Below are 21,728 nucleotides of genomic sequence, written 5' to 3' on the forward strand. Positions count from 1 at the left end.
TTTTGCCTTCAAACCAATTTGAAGTCTTTATTAAGACTCGTTTGCCAAAGATATGTTACAAGAAAAAGTGAAAAAAAAATAAAATTTTGTAAGACTGGCTGTTTTATAAGAGGTTAGCGTTTTTGTTTTTGGATAATTTTAACACTTAAAGACGAAGAGTTTTTAAGAAATTAGAATTGTTTTATATGATTTAATATGTTTTTGATTTTCTGTAATTGACGAATAAGCAGTATATTTGCTCACTTTAAAATAAGTTTACATGTCATTATCACAAATTCTTACTCCTTCTATACAAAAAGCAATACAAGCATTATTTGATGTTACTGTTGAAAAAATCGAATTTCAAACTACCCGAAAAGAATTTGAAGGCGATATCACAATGGTGATTTTTCCTTTGTTGAAAGTGATCAAAAGCAATCCTGCTGAACTAGGCAGTAAAATTGGAAATTATTTAGTTGAAAATGTTTCAGAAGTAGCTCGATTTAATGTGGTTTCGGGATTTTTGAACATCGTCATTGCCGATAGTTATTATTTGAATTTCTTCAATGAAATAAAAGACAATACAAAGTTTGGGTATGTAACACCAAATCCGGAGGACAAAGCAATTATGGTCGAATATTCTTCGCCAAATACAAATAAACCTTTGCATTTAGGTCACGTGCGTAACAACTTGTTGGGATATTCTGTAGCTGAAATTATCAAAGCATCAGGAAAAAAAGTATATAAAACACAGATTATTAACGACCGTGGAATCCATATTTGTAAATCGATGCTGGCTTGGCAGAAGTTTGGAAATGGTGAAACTCTCGAAAGTTCAAATTTGAAAGGTGATAAATTAGTAGGTAAATATTATGTCGAGTTTGATAAAGCTTATAAAGCTGAAATTTCTCAACTAATGGAAACTGGTAAAACCGAAGAGGAAGCCAAAAAACAATCTCCAATTATTATTGAAGCACAAGAGATGCTTAAAAAATGGGAGTCGGGAGATGAAGCGGTAATTTCGCTTTGGAAAATGATGAACCAATGGGTTTACGATGGTTTTGCTATTACTTATAAAAATCTGGGCGTTAATTTCGATAAATACTATTACGAAAGCAATACTTATTTGCTAGGAAAAGACGTAGTTCAGGTAGGTCTGGACAAAGGAGTTTTTGAAAAAGATCCGGACGGTTCCGTTTGGATTGATCTTACCGATGAAGGTTTGGATCGTAAAATTGTTTTGCGTTCAGATGGAACTGCTGTATATATGACACAGGATATCGGAACCGCAATTCAGCGTGTAAAAGATATGCCGGATGTGGGCGGAATGGTTTACACAGTTGGTAATGAACAGGATTACCACTTTAAAGTATTATTCCTGATTTTGAAAAAACTAGGTTTTGACTGGGCTTCAAGCTTGTATCATTTATCATACGGAATGGTTGATTTACCTTCAGGAAAAATGAAAAGCCGTGAAGGAACCGTTGTAGATGCCGATGATTTGATGCAGGATATGACGGACACAGCCAAACAAATTTCGGAAGATTTAGGAAAATTGGATAGTTATTCGGCGGAAGAAAAAGCAAAATTGTACCAAACCATTGGTCTGGGAGCGTTGAAATATTATATTTTAAAAGTAGATCCTAAAAAACGTATTTTGTTTAATCCGGAAGAATCTGTTGATTTTGCCGGAAATACAGGGCCGTTTATTCAGTATACTTACGCGAGAATCCAGTCGATAATCCGTAAAGCCGATTTTGATTTTTCGGCTAAAACCAATACCGAAGAATTACACGAAAAAGAAAAAGAGCTGGTAAAACAAATCGAGCTTTTCCCGGAAGTAATTCAAAATGCAGCACAGAATCACAGCCCGGCTCTGATTGCTAATTATACATATGATTTGGTAAAAGAGTATAATTCGTTTTATCAGTCGGTACATATATTAGGAGAGACGGATTTAACTAAAAAGGTATTCAGAGTGCAGCTTTCGCAAAAAGTTGCTGAGGTAATTAAAGCAGCGTTTACTTTATTAGGAATTGAAGTTCCGGAGCGAATGTAATTTTTTTTGCCCAATAGATAAAATGTAAAGAGTCGATAATTGAAATTATCGACTCTTTTTTTTTGTGTTTTTTTACACGTTTTAAAATCTATGTTTCTATGTGTTAGATTAGTGTTTTGCTCAAAAATGTAAAGCAATTAAGACGAAAATAATGAATGTTTTTGAGTTGAATTTTCGCGTAAAAAATACAATTTAACATTTGTAAATCTCGTTTTTATGGTTATGTTTACAGTAAGAAAATGATTTATAAAAAAGATTTGTAAAGTCAGTAAATACAGGGCGTCACGTAGAGAATTCTGTTAAAAAAATAATCGAGTAAGCCGAAAACAGCAAGAGTAGGCAAAAAATTTAACCAAAAAACAAATGATTAAAAATTCCTTTTTACTACTAGTGCTTCTGGTAGCGTGCTGCACGGTAAATGCGCAAGATTTGATTTCGCCTTCTTATGGATTTTCCCACAGTAAAACAGCTTACATTACTTTGGCTGATGGTACTGAAATTAATGGTACTATTAAAGATATTGATAGAGACAAAGGTTTGATCGAGTACATCAAATTACAAGACGGAGCTGGAAAAAAACACAAACTAAAACCAGAAGATATTAAATTTATGTACTTACCTCCAAGTGGATTGGATAACTTAGGAAAGAAACTTAATTTTCTTGAGGATTTCAAAAAATGGAATGATACTAAGTTAAACCAGGATTTTTTAAATGATGGATATGCTTACTTTGAAACTGCGGATGTAAAAATCAAGAAGAAAAACAGCAAATTGTTAATGCAGTTGCTTAATCCTTCATTCAGTAAAGAGTTTAAAGTGTACTGTGATCCTTATGCAAAAGAAACTACTTCTTTAGGAGTTGGCGGAGTGAAATTTATTGGTGGAGATGCAAAATCTTACTACGTAGCTAAAAAAGATTCACCGGCATTTTTATTAAAGAAAAAAGATTATAAAAAAGAATTCGTGCCATTATGGGGAAGTTGTGAGAAAGTAATTGCTGCAAATCCTGAGCCTAAATGGACAGATTTAACAAAACACATTGTTTTGTATTCTGAATGTAAAGAAACTAACTAATATTTTTATAGGAAGCTAGTTTTTGATTCTGAAAGAAATAAAGAGCCGATAGTTGTAAAACTATCGGCTCTTTTTGTTTTAGCTCTTTTGTCGATTCTTATTTAGTTTCTCCCATATTTAGAAGTCAAAATACTGGATTTTAGTCTTCTATAAAAATATAAAAAAAAGACTAAGATTTATTTGTGTATCAATAAATAATATATTAATTTTCCTACTTTAAATAAAGAAATATAATGGAATCTTAATGCCTTTATTTACAGACTCTAAACACCACCTCAAGAGTTTTTTCTGTTGTATCCAAAGCAAATAATCCCAATACCTATTACAAAAGATTAAAGATATTCACCTTTTATTAGTTAATTTATGCTGTTTTGAATTAGTAAGCTAATAGCTTTTAATTAAACATAGAAGGTAATAGACCGTTTGAATTCATTTTCAGACGGTTTTTTTATGCATAAAAAAGCCGATAGTTTCAATAACTATCGGCTTTTGTAACTAACACAACTATTTTTATTTTACGAACTTGTTGATGATCGCATCAGTTTCTGCTTTTGTAGCGGTTGGTTTTAAATCAAATAAAAGAGAATAAAGAGCTTTTCTGTCTACTTTAGCTTCTAAGTTTAAATCCTGGTGTCTGTCAAAAAGTGTTTGCCATTTGTCACGAACATTTTTCCAAAGAGCGTTGTTTTCCTTCCACCATTTTTGACCGGCGATACATTTAATGTCTGCTACTTTAGTATAAACATCCATCCCTTTTTCTTGTGCTAACAAAACATCTTTTCCGCTGTCATCACGAACTAATTTGTCATTGTCTTGCTCATGATTCCAACCTGTAGCAGTAATTTCGTGAATGTTTCTTCTTTTTAAAACATTATAATCGTTACGTTTTGTTTGCTCTCTTCTTGGTAGTGGCGCATCAGCAATGTTTGCCCAGTAGTTTTGTCCGTCTACATGTACCCAAGTTGAAGATCCTTCATAACGCGGACTATCGTCTACCTGATATACTTTTTGAGTCCATTGTCCTTTAACTGCTTTTTTGTCCAGTTTTTTATATTTCCATGAAGTTCCTTTGTCAAAACTGTATAAATCAGTGTTTTCATACAACCAGTCTTGTCTCCAGTGTTTGATGATCATATCGTCACTTACTATTAATAAGTGTTGCATTACAATTTTGTTAGGAGTGTCTTCTAATAACTCAACCCATTCCAAAGCAGATTCGTGTTTCGTTTCTGATGGTTTATAAGTTGCTGAATCTTTAGCGTATTGAAAAGTTTCTGCGAAATTAAACTTCACTTCGTAGCAACCACACATAGATTTGATGGATTTGATGTCTTGTTGTTTTTTATCCTGACTGAAACCAAGGCTACAAGTCAAAGCCATAACAGCTGAAAAATAGAGGCTTTTTGAAATCATAACGTATTATTTTGTTTTTAAATTTTCGCAAATATATGTATTTTATTTAGAACAAATAAAAATAGTTTATATATTTGCGCCATTATTAAGAATGAATAAAAATAATGAAAATCAAATTTATCTTTTTTGCAGCTTTTCTTTTTTGTCAAATAACTTTTGCACAAAAGAAAGATACCACGGCTGTAAATAAACTTTCTGAAGTGGTGGTCACCGGGCAGTTAGAACCTCAGTCTATAAAAAAATCAGTGTTTAATGTTCGTGTGATTTCAAAGGAAGATATTAAGCAATTGGCAGCAAACAATCTTGCAGATGTTTTGAATCAGTACTTAAATATAACAATTAGGAATAGCGGGAGTGATGGACGTTCAACCGTTTCTATGTTTGGATTGGATTCGCAATATTTTAAAATATTAATTGATAACATTCCATTAGTAAGTGATACCGGAATGGGAACTAATGTCGATTTAACACAAGTAAATCTTGACGATGTTGAACGTATCGAAATTATTGAAGGTTCAATGGGAGTAACTCATGGAGCAAATGCTGTAAGTGGTATTTTGAATATCATAACTAAAAAAGGCGGAGGATACAGATGGCAGATCAGCACGACTGTTCAGGAAGAGACTGTAGGTAATGAATACGCTCTTTTTGATAAAGGCCGTCATATTCAATCAGCCAAAATAGCTCATAATTTTAACGAAAACTGGTTCGTTAATATAGGTGGGAACCGTAATGATTTTGCCGGTTTTTATGATAATATGAAGGGGAAAGATTATGCCATGAATAATGGGTCACGAGGATATAAATGGCTTCCGAAAGATCAGTTAGTTGGTAATGGGCTTTTAGGTTATCAAAAAGGAAATTTTAAAATATTTTACAAATTTGATTATTATGGTGAGGATGTTCATTTTTATAATCCAATTTTAATTCCACAAGATAATTACCCTTTTCCTGAAACCTATTATGCAAATGATAAACGTTTTATAACCAATAGATTTTATCATCATTTAAATTCTAACGGAAAATTGTTTTCGAAGTTAAATTATAATGTTTCTCTTTCACATCAGAAACAAGAACGTGATTTAGAAAGGTTTAACTATCAAATGGAAACAGGAAAAGAGTTTGATAATAACAGGCAGACTTACCAATCAAAAGAAGTTTTCTATTCTACAGGAACGTTGAGTAATTTTTTCAATAGTAAAAAGGTCGATTTTCAATTGGGTTATGAAATTACAAATGAAAATGGATTTTATGATGCGACTGCAGGCACTTTTAAAGACGATCAGCAACAGCTTAAAGACATAAGAAAGCGACTTGAAAATTATGATATTTTTACTGTGGCGGAGGTTAATCTGACCGATAAATTTTCTATCCGTCCAGGACTTCGTTATTCGATTCAATCTAATTTTGACAATCAGTATGCTAGTTCGTTAGGATTAAGATATATTTTTAAACAGGGATTAGAGACGAGAGCTTCAATGGGTAAATCATACCGTACTCCTAACTTTGATGAGCTTTATACTTATTTTGTAGATTCTAATCATAATGTTCAGGGGAATCCCGATTTAGTTCCTGAGAATAGCACCTCATATGAGCTTAGTTTTAAAAGATCTTGTCAACTTCGTTCTGGAGCACAAATTTCAAATAATGTAGCCTTTACCTTTATGAATGTCGATGATAGAATCGATATGGTTTTGACTCAAGTTGTTCCTTCATTAAGTTATCGATATGTTAATATCAATGCCTATAAAATGTGGAATGCATCAACTACTGAGCAATATTCATATAAAAACTGGAACGTAAAAATTGGGGCGGCTTTAGTTGGTGTTTCCAGAAAATTAGATTTGGCGGCACTAAATCTGACTACTGATGATAAGTATCTGTATTCATTTCAGTTAAATTCAAGTATTTCTTATAATATCCCGAAATGGAACACTCTAGTAGCATTGTACTATAAGTATAATGGACAGCAACAGCAATTTGTGGCAGGAACAGATACGGATGGAAGTGCTAAATTCTTTTTAAATGAAATAAAGCCCTATAGTTGGATGGATGCTTCTGTTCGCAAATTGTTTTTCAAAAATCAGTTTGAAGTAATGGTTGGCGCCAGAAACTTATTTAACATTACAGACGTTCAGTCAGTGAGGAATGGGGGAGGTTCAACCGGAGGGGCACATGGTTCCACAAGTTCAGACTTAATGCTTGGATATGGGCGCTCTTACTTTATTAAACTTACGTATAATCTAAATTTTAATTAATATATATCATGAAAAAAAACTTTATTTTAATACTCTCTTTCGTATTGCTGGCTTTTACGGCTTGTAATAATGATGATAATGACGGACAATCTGTGGCTGTCGCATTTGCGGAGTCTTCCTATAATTTAACAAGTGCCGCAACTCCAGTTCAGATTAAGTTTGCCACTCCGGCACCTTCTGCAGGAACAATTACAGTTTCGTACACGGTTACGGCTGCAGCTTATACTACAGATTTTACAACTGCTCCCGCAGCAGCTGCAAATAAAATAGTAATACCTTTTGCTCAAAATGCGACGTCTGCTGAATTCACTTTTAATAAAATTAAAAATGCAGTAGGTGCGGAGGTTAAGAATGTAATTTTTACAATTGATGGTTCTTCTATTAATGTTGATATAGTAGGGAATAAAACCATACAGTTAAACTTTAATGAAACAGCTTCATTAGGTACAGCTTTGGCTCCTTTGGTTGGAGGTTCTGCAGAACCAAATCAGGTTTATGTTGATTTAAGCACAGGAAAATTAACAACAGTTGTAAGAACTTCTTGGGACTTAGGTTTTTATTCTGGTTCAGATTTTAGAGTAGTACTGAATGGTTCATTAAAAATGTCAGCAAAGAAATTGACAACAACAAATATTGATGAAGTACAAACACCGGACGAAACTATGATTATTACTCCTGGAAATGGAATTGTAAGTCAAGTTGACGGTCCGGCAGGGGATATTCTTCAAACAGCTATTGCAGGTGTTTCATCAACTGATTCTGAAAATAAAGTTTATTTAATTAACATGGGAAGTAACCCTGCTACTGCAACTTTAGGTTCTGAAGGTGTTGGAGCTGGAACTTCTAGAGGATGGAAAAAAATTAGAGTTCTGAAAAGCGGAAGTGATTATAAGATTCAATATGCAGATATAGCTGCTACGACGCATGATGAAATTGTAATTTCGAAAAATAGTGCATACAATTTTACATTCTTTAGTTTATTGGGTAAGAAAACGGTTAATGTTGAGCCACAAAAGAATCAATGGGATCTTAACTTCACTTCATTTACAAATGTAATTCCTGGCCCGACAGGTTCGTCACCTTATCTTTTTGCTGATTATGTTGTTAATAACGTAAAAGGTGGGGCGCAAACATATCAAGTTCTTACAAGTGCTTTTTCATATGACAATTTTGCATTAGCGAATGTAGAAACTTCAAAGTTTAATGACGATCAAAGAAATATTGGATCTAACTGGAGAGGAACAAGTGTCGTTGGTCCTAATGGTACTCCAGTTTCGCAATTTGTTTTAAGAACTGATCGTTTCTATGTAGTTAAAGATCCTGCTGGAAATATCTACAAATTGAAATTTACTGGTGGAACAAAAGAAGATGGTGAGAGAGGATTTCCTAAATTTCAATATGCATTGTTGAAATAATACTATAATATAGTAACCCCGAACTAGCTAAATTTAGTTGGTTCGGGGTTATTTTTTAACCTTTAATTCGATTTAACATGAAAAAAATTACACTTGTTTTTTTGCTTCTTTTTAGTATTTTTTCTTATGGTCAGTTTAATGTTAATGTTACTAACATGACTGTTAATAACACAAATGCTACGGCAATAAATTTCGGGACTAATATATCCCAAGTCAATATAGCTTTAACTGTAAATATTAGTGCGGGTTCAATACCTAGTGATAGTGCCCCTGGTAGTGTAAATGTATATTACAAAAGGAATTCTTCATTATCAGCATCGCCAATTAGTCCTTCTGGAGGGAATGGAGGGCAAGTCTTTTTTTTAGGGGGGTATAGTGCGATAAGGAGCTTTCAGCTTGCATTAAATGCATCTGAATTTGATAACACAGATGGATTCTTATACGTAGAGTATAAGAGTTATTCAGGAGTATCTTATACAAGCAATAAAATAAATGTTACGAAAGCGACTACTACAACTCCTACTACACCAACAACTCCTAACTCTAATTGGAATATTATTAGTTTTGATTATCTTTTTAGTCAATTTAACTTAACTATTAATGAAGGTGAGTCGGTACCTCTTATAGTTGGTACCGATGCAGACCAAATTTTAGGGAAGTTATATCAGAGATATAGTTATAGTTATCAATGGAGTAAAGAAACAGGTGGTGGGGTATTTGTACCTATTGAAGGAGCAACAAGTATGCACTACTATCCACAAGAAGTTTTGGTAACTACGAAATTTAAAAGAACGGTAACGTATCATCATTACGGTATTACTAGTACAGTTGATAGTAATGTGAGAACTGTTACTGTAAATCCAGCACCAGAATTAAAGAACAATTCAATTACATTAAATGGCTCAATTATTAGTGGTAGTCTGCCAACAGGTGGGCTTGGTCACTATGAGTACTCTTGGATGTTATTGGGGGCTGAAGACCCTTATACTTTTCCGGAAACAGGTAAGGATTTAGAACTTTCTGAAAGTCTTTATAATTATTTACTTTGGTATCCCAATGCATTTATAAAAAGATTTATAAAATCAGGAAGTCAAACTATTGTTAGCGGAAGTGTTAAAGTGCCTCCTATTTCTTTGCCTGTTTTGGAAATACAAAATAATACAATTGCAATTAATGGATATCAAGTAACGGGAAGCCAGCCGACAGGCGGTGGCGGCGACTATAGATACTCATGGTTTTTGGGTAGTCAAGAAGATCCGATTTGGTTTGAAGAAACTAGTAAAGATTTAAATCTGGCACCTTATTTCCGTGCTATTTCAATTTTGCAGACTGATCCTTCTGCGATGTTAGTTAGAATTGTTAGGTCAATAAAGAGTTCGACAAGTAACAAAATAAACTTGTATGGAGTTTCTGCACTTAAAAAACAAAATTTAAGAACTTTATCAGAAGAGGATTCGATATTGGTATATCCAAACCCAACAACCGAAGTTGTGAATTTTGTTACTAATTTTTCAACCAATAAAGAAATTGAAATAGTAGTTTATTCTGAAACAATACGAAACGAAAAATCAGTTTTTAAAGGCACTGTGACACCAAATCAGGTGGTAAGCTGGAATATTCCTTCGGGTTATGCAAAAGGAATTTACTTCTACAAAATCCGTTCAGGGAATGAAGAAATTAAAACAGGTAAAATTATAGTTCAATAAGAATACATTGAGCCAATTAGGCTCCATTCACTTTAAAATTTAGTTAATCATTAACTTTGTTTTTTTTATTTTTTTTTTTGATCAAGAGGCTGGATTCGTTCAGCCTCTTTTTTTTGTATTATTTTAATGTTAAAAAGAACCTAGAAATTAATTGTTTAATTCTATCTTTGCCCGTACTTTTTTATAAGGAATTAGTAGGAATTTTGAAATGAAATTTTTAACGAATCCTTTCTTCAAATTTATTATTACGAGTGAATACAAAATCTTACTTCTTTCAGTCTTTTGCAATTGTGGCATTGGCATTCATCGCTTTCATTGGATTTAAGCAAATCTTGCCCGACAAAATTTTTTCGGATAGTAAAGTAAATTCTAAAAACGTACTTATCGATAGTCTGCTTTTGGAGTCAGTCGCAAATGATTCTCTGGAACAGGATGGAGACAGTCTGACTGAAGAGGAGAAAAATGAAATGAGGGAGAAGATTGTTTTTGACGCTTCAGAAGGAATTGAGTTTCCATCGGAAACTTTCGATAACTATAAAGGATATCAATACCTGATTTCTTTTTACGAAAAATTATACCAGCTTGAAAAAAATCCGCAAGCCAAAGTCAGAATTGCCTACTACGGAGATTCCATGACTGATGGTGATTTAATTGTGCAGGATGTTCGTGCCAATTACCAGGAGCGTTTTGGTGGAAGCGGAGTTGGTTTTGTTTCTATTAATTCAGAATCTGCTGCGTCAAGAGGTTCAGTGAAGTCTTCGGCTTCCAAGAATTGGAAAATGCAATCGTATCTAAACGTAAAACATCCAACGAGTCCATTTGGAGTAAACGGGCATGTGTTCTTTGCAAATGATAAATCAAATACAACCTGGGTTCAATATGAAGCCGGTTTGAATAAATATGCAACTACTTTAGACAATCCAACATTGTATTATGGAAGGGGATCTAAAAAAGGAAATGTAAATTTCATAGTAGGAAGAGATACATTGCGCAAAAGCCTTGTTCCAAGCAATCTGATCAATACACTGAAAGTAACTTCAGGAAGTATAAAAGCATTCAAGGCTAACTTTATTCATGCCGATTCGATTCCAATTTACGGATTTAATTTTGATAACGGAAGCGGAATTCACGTAGACAACTTCTCACAAAGAGGGAACTCAGGTTTGCCGATTTCTATGTTTAATGCCAATGTAATGCAGGGATTCAATAACAGTTTGAAGTATGATTTGGTTATTTTGCATTACGGAACCAACGTTTTAAATTACGGAACCAAGAATTACAATTGGTACCAAAGAGGTATGACCAAAGCCGTTAATAAAATTAAGGAATCTTTTCCGGGAGTTTCTATTTTGATTATCTCGACCGCAGATAAATCGACCAAATACGATTTGGAGATGAAAACCGATTCGGCTGTTGTTCCATTAATGAGAGCGCAAAAAAGATACGCTCTTGAAACCGAATCTGGATTTGTGAATTTGTACACCTTAATGGGAGGTGACGGTTCTATGGTGAAATGGGTAGACGAATCTCCGGCAAAAGCCAATAAAGATTACACGCACTTTAACCAACGTGGAGCAAAAGCTATTGGTAAATTATTATACGATCAATTAAATAAAGGATACGAGCAATATAAAGTATTACGAGTAAATAGAGAAACTGATGCGACTAAGCGGAAAGCAGTCAGAAAAACTAATGCAGATTCCGTAGCTGTAAAAACAGATAGCGTAGATGAATAGACTAATTATTTTCTTTTGTTGTCTTTTTTTCTCAACAAACGATAAAACACCAAAAACAGATCCAATTCCAATTCCACAAAATATGATTCATAAAGTCGATACAGCAGCTGTTGATTCTTTTTCGGGAGACAGAATCTATAATGCAGAAGTTCTGGTGCCGTTTTTTTTGAAATTAAAGTCGAGCGAAACTCAAAATAGTCAAAAAATTAATATTGTTCACATAGGAGATTCTCATATTCAGAGTGATTTAATGACAAATGAGATTAGGAAAAACCTGCAACAAAAATTTGGTAATGGCGGTCGCGGACTTGTTTTTCCGCATCAGCTGGCCAAAACAAACGGTTCTTATAACGAGCGGTTCCGTTCGAACAGAGGATGGGAAAGTTATCGAAACATTCACCCTTTCAAAAATGTTCCGGTTGGATTAAGCGGAATTGCACTTTGGAGAGACAATGGCGGTTTTACGCTTGAGCTGAATATTAAAGATGCAGCGTATAATTTCAATACCATTAAGATTATTACGCCTCAGAATCAGAATATGTTTGATTTGGCAACATCTTCTCAGACCAGAACAATTCAGTCTACAGAGCGAAAGGTGATCACGCATAAAATCAAAAAAGGGGAGGCTATTTCTACAATTGCAGACAAGTACAATGTTTCGGTGGCCGATATCAGAAGAGATAATCATCTAAAGTCTAATAATATTCGGGCGGGACGAACACTGAAAATCAGAACCAACGAAACCAAACCCAGAAATATTACGAGTTCCGAATTTGTTCCGCTAAATCTGGAGTCCGATTCGTTTACTCATTATTACAATTCTGAAAAGACACTGAATCGTATTTTTTTGCTTCCAAATAAAGAGGCATCAAAGTATGAACTGAACGGGATAGTTTTGGAAAAAGATACCCCGGGTTTAATCTACAGTAGTATCGGCGTCAACGGAGCGAAGTTTTCTGATTATAATAAATACCCATTATTTTTTGAACAACTAAAAGCGCTGCATGCCGATCTTATGATTTTGTCGTTAGGAACAAACGAAAGTTACGATCACATGGAGGCTTCGGCTTATATAAAGGAACTGCGTGATTTTATAAAAAATGTAAAAGAACAAAATAGTAAGGTTTCTATCATTGTAATGACTCCGCCTCCGTCTTTACTTAAAGCGAGGAGGCCTAATGTTTATGTTCGCGATTATGCAAAAAGTATTATTGAAATTGCAAAGACAGATGGTTTTGCCGTTTGGGATTTATACGACGAACTTGGAGGGATGGATGGAATCCGGGGGTTAAAATCTGCAGGATTAATTGGGCCGGATTGGGTTCATTATTCTAAAAAAGGATACGAAAAACAAGGAAACTTGTTTACAGAAGCATTTTTAAAAGCATACGATAATTTTAAATTAAAGAATTAAGTTGATTACAATTGATAGCATAAATAATTGGTTTATTCAGAATTTTGGCGAAGTTACTTTAGAGCAGGCCAAAAGTTGGTTTATATACAATCCTGAAGAAAAATTACTCTTTAACACTGGTTTGTTCCTGGGACTATTTCTCGTTTTTTATTTTGTGTATGCTTTTTTACGCAAAACATTTTATTTGAGATTAACATACGTCATTCTCTTTTCGCTTTTCTTTTATTACAAGTCAAGCGGTATTTACTTTTTACTATTACTACTTTCGTCTGTTGTTGATTATGGTCTTAGTCAGATTATTTATAGAGAAGCAAAAGACAGTACAAAGAAAATTTACTTGGTGATCAGTGTAATCCTGAATCTGGGATTATTGGGGTATTTCAAATACATGAACTTCATGATTGTTACTTTCAATGATATGTTTCATGGGAATTACGAACTTCATGATATCTTTCTTCCGGTTGGAATCTCATTTTATACCTTCCAGTCGATGAGTTATATTATTGAGATTTATCGTGAAGAAATTAAGCCAACCAAAAACTACATCGAATACTTGTTTTTCGTTTCGTTTTTCCCGCAGCTGGTAGCTGGGCCAATTGTTAGAGCAAAAGACTTCCTGCCGCAGATTTATCAAAAATTAAACCTGACCAAGGAAGATGTAAACAACGCTTTGTTCCTGATTATTGGCGGATTGATTAAGAAAACCGTAATTTCAAATTACATCTCCATAAACTTCGTCGATCGTGTTTTTGATACACCGATGAATTATACCTCGTTCGAAAATTTAATGGCTTCTTATGGATACGCTATTCAGATTTATTGCGATTTTTCAGGATATTCAGACATGGCAATCGGAATCGCTTTGCTGTTAGGATTTAAATTGCCGGCCAACTTTAGAACACCTTATAAGTCAACTTCTATTACAGATTTCTGGAGAAGATGGCACATTTCATTATCGACCTGGCTGAAAGACTTCTTATACATTTCTATTGGAGGAAACCGTGAAGGAACATTTGCGGGGTTTTTGTTCCCGAGTTTATTCTTCTTTGGATTGCTCCTTTGGGGGATTTCAAACATAAACGAGAGTTTTATTCCGTTAGGAATAGCGATTGGTGCAATAGTCCTTTTTTGTCTGACATTTTTACTTTCGAAGAAGAAAAACCAAACTCTGGTTACCAATTTTAATTTGTTTACCACCATGCTTTTGGGTGGATTGTGGCATGGAGCCGGTGCGCAATTTATCGTTTGGGGAGCATTACATGGTTTGGCATTAGCGGTTCATAAAATTTTCATGGAATTTTTTCCGTCCAAAAAAGATGGTAAAGGTCCCGGATTTTTATGGAAATTCTTTTCAATAATCGTTACGTTCCATTTTGTTGTATTTTGTTGGATATTTTTCCGTGCCAGAGATTTTGAAACAGCCTTGCAGGTAATCAATAATATTGGTCAGTTAACATTCGAGCCTGAGAATTGGCAGGCAATCGTGTTAGGATATAAAAATGTATTTTTATTAATGCTTTTCGGATACGTGTGGCACTTCTTACCGGAAGTGATTACTTCTAAAATGAAATTGGTCTTTGATAAAACACCACTGATTGGAAAAGCAATCATACTAGGATTTGTATATTGGATTGTTTACGCAACAGCAGTTGCAGGTTCACAGCCGTTTATTTATTTCCAATTTTAAAGAAGGATTGATAATCTCGCAAAGACGCAAAGTCGCAAAGTTTTTTTCTTACTTATAGATTTAAACTTTGCGACTTTGCGTCTTTGCAAGCAAAAAAACTTCGCGCACTTTACGGTAAAATCAAAACGCTCTTTGTCCTTAAATAAAAATTGCCTGAAATGTCTAATTAGATTATCTTTGCACTTCAAATAAAGAAAAAAGTATGTTTGATAATTTAAGTGATAAGTTAGATAAAGCCTTCCATATATTAAAAGGACACGGTAAAATTACAGAAGTAAACGTTGCCGATACTTTAAAAGAAGTTCGTCGTGCCTTACTTGACGCCGATGTTAACTTTAAAATTGCTAAAGATTTTACAACCAAAGTAAAAGAAAAAGCAATTGGTCAGGATGTTTTAACCACGCTTCAGCCAGGACAATTGTTGGTTAAGTTGGTTAAAGATGAACTTACCGAATTAATGGGTGGTGATGTTGCCGGTGTTAATCTTTCCGGGAATCCTTCAGTTATTTTAATGTCAGGACTTCAGGGTTCGGGAAAAACTACCTTCTCAGGAAAACTGGCCAATTTCTTAAAGACAAAGAAAAATAAAAATCCACTTTTAGTAGCGTGTGATATCTACCGTCCTGCGGCGATAAATCAGTTACATGTTGTGGGAGATCAAATAGGTGTTGAGGTTTACTCAGAGCCGGAGAATAAAAATCCTGTTGAAATTGCTCAAAACGCAATTAAACATGCAAAAGCAAACGGTTTTAATGTCGTGATCGTCGATACGGCAGGTCGTTTGGCAGTAGATCAGGAAATGATGGATGAGATTGCTCGTGTTCATAAAGCAATTCAGCCACAGGAAACCTTGTTTGTTGTGGACGCCATGACAGGGCAAGATGCTGTAAATACAGCTAAAGCCTTCAATGATATTCTGAATTTTGATGGAGTTATTTTAACAAAATTAGACGGTGATACACGTGGTGGAGCTGCAATTTCGATTAAATCGGTTGTAAACAAGCCAATCAAATTTGTAGGTACAGGTGAGAAGATGGAAGCAATTGATGTTTTCTATCCGGATCGTATGGCCGAGCGTATCTTAGGTATGGGTGACGTTGTGTCGCTTGTAGAAAGAGCGCAGGAACAATTTGATGAAGAAGAAGCCAGAAAACTTCAAAAGAAAATCGCTAAGAACGAATTTGGTTTTGATGATTTCCTTACGCAAATTCAGCAAGTGAAGAAAATGGGTAATATGAAAGATCTGGTTGGAATGATACCGGGGGCTTCAAAAGCCATGAAAGATGTAGAGATAGAAGATGATGCGTTTAAACATATTGAGGCAATCATCCACTCGATGACCCCGATAGAAAGAAGCAAACCTTCGATTATCGACGTAAAAAGAAAAGCCAGAATCGCTAAAGGTTCCGGAACCAAAGTCGAGCAGGTGAATCAGTTAATGAAGCAGTTCGACCAAATGAGTAAGATGATGAAGATGATGCAGGGTCCGGGCGGAAAAAATCTGATGAAGATGATGGGCGGAATGAAAGGAATGCCGGGAGGAATGCCGAGATAAAATAAAAAAGTTTCAAGTTTAAAGTTTCAAGTTATGAAACTAAAACTTGAAACTTTTTTGATTAATATAAATATATGTTTCGCTTTTAATGCGAAACTTGAAACTTTAAATCTGAAACTAAAATAAACAATGCAACTACTAGACGGTAAAAAAACAGCTGAAGACATTAAAAACGAAATTGCAGCCGAAGTTCAATCGATAAAAGACGCCGGAGGGAAAGTGCCTCACTTGGCAGCAGTAATCGTTGGAACTGATGGAGCAAGTTTAACTTACGTAGGAAGTAAAGTGAGATCTTGCCAGCAAATAGGCTTTGATTCGACTTTGGTGAGTTTACCCGAAACAATTACTGAAACAGAACTACTGGAAAAAATTAAAGAACTGAATGAAGATGATAACCTGGATGGTTTTATTGTTCAGTTACCTTTGCCAAAACACATCAGCGAGCAAAAGATTCTGATGGCTATCGATCCGGATAAAGATGTGGATGGTTTTCATCCTGCTAACTTTGGAAAAATGGCTTTAGAGATGGATAGCTTCATTCCTGCAACACCATTCGGAATTATGCAATTGTTGGAGCGTTACAACATTGAAACTGCAGGAAAACACACTGTTGTTATTGGTAGAAGTCATATCGTTGGCCGACCAATGAGTCTTTTAATGAGCCGCAAAGGAAATCCGGGAGATTCGACGGTTACGCTAACACACAGCAGAACTCAAAACATCGAAGAATACACCAGAAGTGCCGATATTATTATCACTGCATTAGGAGTTCCGAATTACTTAAAAGCCGACATGGTAAAAGATGGAGTAGTGGTAATTGACGTTGGTATTACAAGAGTTGAAGATACTTCAAATCCAAAAGGTTATGTTATTACCGGTGATGTTGATTTTGACGGTGTAAGTAAAAAATCGTCATTTATCACACCTGTTCCAGGTGGAGTAGGACCAATGACAATTGCAATGCTACTTAAAAATACACTTTTAGCAAGAAAGATGCGAAGCGCTAAAAATTAATAGTGTAGAAATAAATTTTATATAATAGCCTGTTCGAGAGAACAGGCTATTTTTTTTGGATGGAGTGAAGTTATTGTTGGAATCTCGAGGTGTAGTCCCTACGGGACAAGGCGGGTCAGGCTAGTTTTTGTGTTACCTGTATTTGATCCCTTCGGGATAAGCTCTTTTCTTAGTATAATGCTAATGTAAAAAAATGCTGTATTGGTTGTTGTGTCATCATTATTCATTCTCTACAATATTAAACTCCGCTAGGAGTCAGGTATCGGGAGAAAAAAAGTTATGTTTAATGTTGTATTGTTATTATTTATTCTCTGGGATATTAAACTCCGCCAGGAGTCAGACACCGACAGAAAAGAAGGTATGTTATCTGTTGTCGCTCTCGTTATTTATTCTCTACAATATTAAACTCCGCCAGGAGTCAGGCATCGGGAGAAAAAAAGTTATGTTTAATGTTGTATTGTTATTATTTATTTTCTAGGATATTAAACTCCGCTAGGAGTCAGATATCGGTAGAAAAAAAGATAAAATTCATATGGAAAAATGTCCCGTAGGGACTACACATGTTTTATAAAGTTGAAATTTTGATCAAAAAAGTAAAAAAAAGATCATTTTTAGAATGGTCAATTCAAAATAAAATATAACTTTGTATCTCAAAGTACTTTATTTATGAATCAGAAGCACCAAGAAGATTTAGCACATATTCGTTCCATGATGGAGCGTTCTTCAAGATTTATATCGTTAAGCGGACTCTCGGGGGTATTTGCAGGACTTTCTGCTTTGATTGGTGGATTGTATGTTTATCAATTATTTAAAGCAAAAGGGCTCGAGTATTTTGGTGCAGAGTATGAACAAAATTATTCTGTTGATTTAGTATCGGAACTAGTTTTTACAGGCTTGATCATTTTGATTTTTGCTTTTAGTTTCGGTCTGTTTTTTACAGTTAGAAAAAGCAGAAAGTATAATTTGCCTATTTGGACTTCGGCTACTAAACACATGCTTTTTAATCTGATAGTTCCTTTATTAGCGGGAGGCATATTTTGTCTTGCATTAATTTATCATCAGGTTTATGGCTTAATTGCACCGGCTACTTTAATCTTTTACGGACTTGCCTTGATCAATGCTGAAAAATACACTTTTTCGGATATTAAATATTTGGGTTTTTGTGAGTTGGTTCTAGGATTTATTTCTCTTTTTTTTATTGGATATGGTTTGGTTTTTTGGATCATTGGATTTGGTATTTTGCATATCTTGTACGGATTAATAATGTTCAAAAAATATAAATAATCCATTCCATGGGAATTATTGACAAATTAAATAAAGATTTTGAAAGCCGTGTCAGATTGGGTATAATGTCCATACTGATGGTGAACGAGTGGGTGGATTTTACGGAGATGAAAAGCCTCCTGAATATCACCGATGGAAATTTGGCGAGTCATTCCTCAGCGCTTGAAAAAGCAGAATATATTGAAGTAAAAAAAGAATTTGTGGGTAAAAAGCCTAAAACGTCCTATCAGGTAACTCCTAAAGGACGTGCAGCTTTCAAAGAGCACCTGTCTTATCTTGAAAAATTGATGAAATCGTAATAACTCTATTTTTTTACCTATATACTTTGAAATACAAAGTACTTTTAAAATTAAAATAATAAAATCGCCACTAAAAAAAGCAAAACAAAAGCAATAAAGAAAGGGCGATAACCTACTGGAATCCTATTAACTTAACGCAATACTTATGAAAAAACATCAAATTATCCCAGCCTGCAGTTTAATTTTTTTACTGCTTTTTTACAATGAATCAATGGGAGTTAACCTCGCTATTTTTGGATTATTATTAATTGGATTAATCTGTTACTTTTTTCAGGACAGGTTTACCGAAAGATCTCATTTGATTTTGGTTGTAACTTCGGTCTTATCATGTCTGGCTTTTGCCTGGTACGGAGATTTTGCATCATTTTTGGCGCTTTCAATGTCGGTTTTATTTTTACAATTCAGAACACAGGATTCAGATCTTAAACTGATTCAGGTTTTTCCACTTGTCTTTTTAAACGCATTTGCCACTTTAGGGCGTGTTTTTATGTTCAACCAATGGCTTCCGGAACGAAAAATCCACAATAATTTTGCGAAAAAACTAGTGGCTTATTTTGTTATTCCATTGATTTTTCTCGGCGTATTTTTTACCGCTTATTCCTTTGGGAGTGAACATTTTTCATCTCTGCTAACGGATTATACTTTAGATCTTGATATTTTCGAGGTTCTTCTGATTGGAACTTTAGGGTTTTATATTTCATTCAGTTTTTGGAATTATTGGATTCCTGAAGTATGTTATGAAAAAAATGAACTTTTAGATAATGAATTTAATAACATAACCGAAATCAAAAATCAGCAGACATTTTCGTTTCTGGATTTGGATTTTGAAAGAAAGAGTGGTGAAATTACATTAGTCTTGTTGAATTTCATGTTGCTGGTTTTTATCATTACCTATAATTATGAACAATTTTTTGAAACTGTTGAGACTTCTAAGCTCAGTTCAGGAACTCACGATAGAGTAAATGCCGTAATCTTTTCGATTATTATGGCGGTTGGAGTGATACTGTTCTATTTTAAAGGAGGATTTAATTTTGATAAAAAAGCGGCTTCTCTTAAAAAACTGGCTAAAATATGGATTGTTTTAAATGGTGTTTTAATTGTCAGCACTATTATTAAGAACTCAGAGTATGTTTCATTCTTTGGGTTAACCTACAAAAGATTGGGAGTTTATGCATTTTTGATTCTGGCAGTGATTGGTTTGATTTTTACATTTTTAAAAATTACCAGACAAAAAACAAATGTTTATCTCATCAATCAAATGGTCTGGTGCTTTTATGGAACGATACTGTTATGTAGTTTTGTGAATTGGGGAAATCTAATTACATATTATAATGTATCAGTAAATAAAGGAGTGGAGCCCTGGTTTTTAAGGAGCTTGCACTTTAATGATGAGAGCCGCAATGCTTACTTTTCAACCATAAATATTGTTGGTGAAGGACAGGGTTATCTGGAAGAGAATCGTGTAGAAGACCACAAGAATGATCCTTTTCTGTCGAAAGCGCTCTATTATGAATTTGTGAATACTAAATAGTTGATAAAAACCGTCTTAATATGGTATTAAGACGGTTTTTTAATGTCCAATTGTTTTTGGTTATAAAAATAAAGGATACTTTTGCAGCACTTAAAAAAAAACTTCTCCAATGGACGATTATGATTCGTTAGTATTTAATTAAAGTAGCTTTTTGAATTTTTTCAAATTGCTGCAATAACCTCTGCAATTTTGAAATGAAAGCCTTTTACAAAAACAATAACGGATTAGTCGAAACTCAGGAATGGACTCCAAACTGCTGGATCAGCATTGAATCTCCAACAGAAACTGAAAAAAAGTATTTACTGGACGAACTTCAAATTCCTGAAGCCTTTTATAATGATATTGAAGATATTGATGAAAGACCTCGTATGGAGTCTGAAGATGGCTGGAATCTGTTTATCATGCGCGTACCTATAAAAAGTAACGACGTTAAACTTCCTTTTCAGACTATTCCGATGGGTTTGATTTTTAAAGAAGATATTTGTGTGACCATTAGTTTTTATGAAACACAAATCATTTCTGATTTTGTGCAATACACCAAAAGGAAAAATATACCAATAAAAGACAATTTCGATTTAGTCTTAAGATTGTTATTGTCGTCAAGTGTCTGGTATTTAAAATATCTGAAGCAAATCAATCAAAAGATAAAACTGGCCGAGGATAATCTGGAGAAATCAATTAAAAACCAAGAGTTGCAGGCACTTTTGCAAATCGAAAAATGTTTGGTGTTTTTTATTACTTCCTTAAAAGGAAACGATGTTTTATTTCATAGAATTAAAAATCTAAAGGCGCACAGAGAGCATTTTGATCCTGATTTGCTGGAAGACGTAGATATCGAATTAAGTCAGGCGCAGGATACCGCTAATATTTACAGTAATATTTTGACGGGAATGATGGATGCCTATGCTTCGGTGATTTCTAATAACATGAATAACATTATGAAGCAAATGACTTCGATTTCTATTATTCTAATGATTCCTACTTTGATAGCCAGTTTGTACGGAATGAACGTGCCAAATGGTTTGGAAGAAAGCAAGTTCGGTTTTTGGATTTTGCTTTTTATATCTGTTATTTTGTCTTCTTGTGGGGCATTTCTATTTAAAAGAAGAAGATGGTTCTGACAATGTGTTTACTGCAAAAACACATAGCAATATGGTTTTTTGATATATAAATTATGTTGTCTCGTCCTAAAAAAGCGATACAGGTTATTACATAAAAATAATTAATTAAACAGTTGCAAGAACCCTCTTGCAACTGTTTTTTGTTTTATATCTTCTCATTTGAATTTGATTTTGAGAATGCAT

Annotated in this window: 15 protein-coding genes; 14 read left to right on the forward strand and 1 reads right to left on the reverse strand. The window is 34.2% G+C overall.

All coding sequences use genetic code 11. The annotated features are described in order from the left end of the window. Positions 1 to 259: 259 nt before the first annotated feature. Together argS and FLA105534_RS22410 are read left to right on the forward strand one after the other, a co-directional pair. The gene (gene argS, locus FLA105534_RS22405; RefSeq protein WP_173968303.1) at positions 260 to 2,038 is read left to right on the forward strand and encodes an arginine--tRNA ligase; all 1,779 of its coding nucleotides are present in this window, start codon (positions 260 to 262) and stop codon (positions 2,036 to 2,038) included. Between the two features lie 363 nt (positions 2,039 to 2,401). Beyond that, entirely contained in the window at positions 2,402 to 3,112 is a 711-nt protein-coding gene (locus tag FLA105534_RS22410) for a hypothetical protein (RefSeq protein WP_173968304.1), read from the forward strand. Positions 3,113 to 3,622: 510 nt separating this feature from the next. Here FLA105534_RS22410 and FLA105534_RS22415 read toward each other — a convergent pair. Further along, complete coding sequence (locus FLA105534_RS22415; RefSeq protein ID WP_173968305.1) at positions 3,623 to 4,525, reverse strand: DUF6607 family protein; 903 nt, start codon at positions 4,523 to 4,525, stop codon at positions 3,623 to 3,625. Positions 4,526 to 4,629: 104 nt separating this feature from the next. On the opposite strand from FLA105534_RS22415, the gene FLA105534_RS22420 reads away from it, so the two are divergent. The 12 genes from FLA105534_RS22420 to FLA105534_RS22475 all read left to right on the forward strand — a co-directional run bounded on the left by FLA105534_RS22420 (position 4,630) and on the right by FLA105534_RS22475 (position 21,545). Beyond that, complete coding sequence (locus FLA105534_RS22420) at positions 4,630 to 6,783, forward strand: TonB-dependent receptor plug domain-containing protein (protein ID WP_173968306.1); 2,154 nt, start codon at positions 4,630 to 4,632, stop codon at positions 6,781 to 6,783. A gap of 8 nt (positions 6,784 to 6,791) precedes the next feature. Further along, positions 6,792 to 8,198 (forward strand): HmuY family protein, encoded by a 1,407-nt coding sequence (locus FLA105534_RS22425; RefSeq protein WP_173968307.1) that lies wholly within the window; start codon positions 6,792 to 6,794, stop codon positions 8,196 to 8,198. Positions 8,199 to 8,275: 77 nt separating this feature from the next. Next, positions 8,276 to 9,904: a T9SS type A sorting domain-containing protein gene (locus FLA105534_RS22430; protein ID WP_173968308.1), complete on the forward strand. Its 1,629-nt coding sequence runs from the start codon at positions 8,276 to 8,278 to the stop codon at positions 9,902 to 9,904. Between the two features lie 251 nt (positions 9,905 to 10,155). Beyond that, on the forward strand, positions 10,156 to 11,640 hold the full coding sequence (locus FLA105534_RS22435) for an SGNH/GDSL hydrolase family protein (RefSeq protein ID WP_173968309.1): 1,485 nt from the start codon (positions 10,156 to 10,158) through the stop codon (positions 11,638 to 11,640). After that, positions 11,633 to 13,054: a GDSL-type esterase/lipase family protein gene (locus FLA105534_RS22440; protein WP_173968310.1), complete on the forward strand. Its 1,422-nt coding sequence runs from the start codon at positions 11,633 to 11,635 to the stop codon at positions 13,052 to 13,054. Before FLA105534_RS22435 ends, FLA105534_RS22440 begins: the two co-directional genes overlap by 8 nt. Position 13,055: 1 nt before the next feature. Continuing rightward, positions 13,056 to 14,741, forward strand: a complete 1,686-nt coding sequence (locus tag FLA105534_RS22445; RefSeq protein ID WP_173968311.1) for an MBOAT family O-acyltransferase — start codon at positions 13,056 to 13,058, stop codon at positions 14,739 to 14,741. A gap of 202 nt (positions 14,742 to 14,943) precedes the next feature. Beyond that, positions 14,944 to 16,296 (forward strand): signal recognition particle protein, encoded by a 1,353-nt coding sequence (gene ffh, locus FLA105534_RS22450; protein WP_173968312.1) that lies wholly within the window; start codon positions 14,944 to 14,946, stop codon positions 16,294 to 16,296. A gap of 129 nt (positions 16,297 to 16,425) precedes the next feature. Beyond that, positions 16,426 to 17,310: a bifunctional 5,10-methylenetetrahydrofolate dehydrogenase/5,10-methenyltetrahydrofolate cyclohydrolase gene (locus FLA105534_RS22455; protein WP_173968313.1), complete on the forward strand. Its 885-nt coding sequence runs from the start codon at positions 16,426 to 16,428 to the stop codon at positions 17,308 to 17,310. 666 nt (positions 17,311 to 17,976) lie between these two features. Further along, positions 17,977 to 18,594: a hypothetical protein gene (locus FLA105534_RS22460; RefSeq protein ID WP_173968314.1), complete on the forward strand. Its 618-nt coding sequence runs from the start codon at positions 17,977 to 17,979 to the stop codon at positions 18,592 to 18,594. A gap of 8 nt (positions 18,595 to 18,602) precedes the next feature. Continuing rightward, positions 18,603 to 18,893, forward strand: coding sequence for a winged helix-turn-helix domain-containing protein (locus FLA105534_RS22465; RefSeq protein WP_173968315.1), 291 nt, complete (start codon positions 18,603 to 18,605; stop codon positions 18,891 to 18,893). Positions 18,894 to 19,038: 145 nt separating this feature from the next. Continuing rightward, the gene (locus tag FLA105534_RS22470) at positions 19,039 to 20,424 is read left to right on the forward strand and encodes a DUF4153 domain-containing protein (protein ID WP_173968316.1); all 1,386 of its coding nucleotides are present in this window, start codon (positions 19,039 to 19,041) and stop codon (positions 20,422 to 20,424) included. A gap of 194 nt (positions 20,425 to 20,618) precedes the next feature. Further along, on the forward strand, positions 20,619 to 21,545 hold the full coding sequence (locus FLA105534_RS22475) for a magnesium transporter CorA family protein (protein ID WP_173968317.1): 927 nt from the start codon (positions 20,619 to 20,621) through the stop codon (positions 21,543 to 21,545). Positions 21,546 to 21,728 lie beyond the last annotated feature (183 nt).

The organism is Flavobacterium collinsii (genome assembly GCF_902804485.1).
GTDB lineage: Bacteria > Bacteroidota > Bacteroidia > Flavobacteriales > Flavobacteriaceae > Flavobacterium > Flavobacterium collinsii.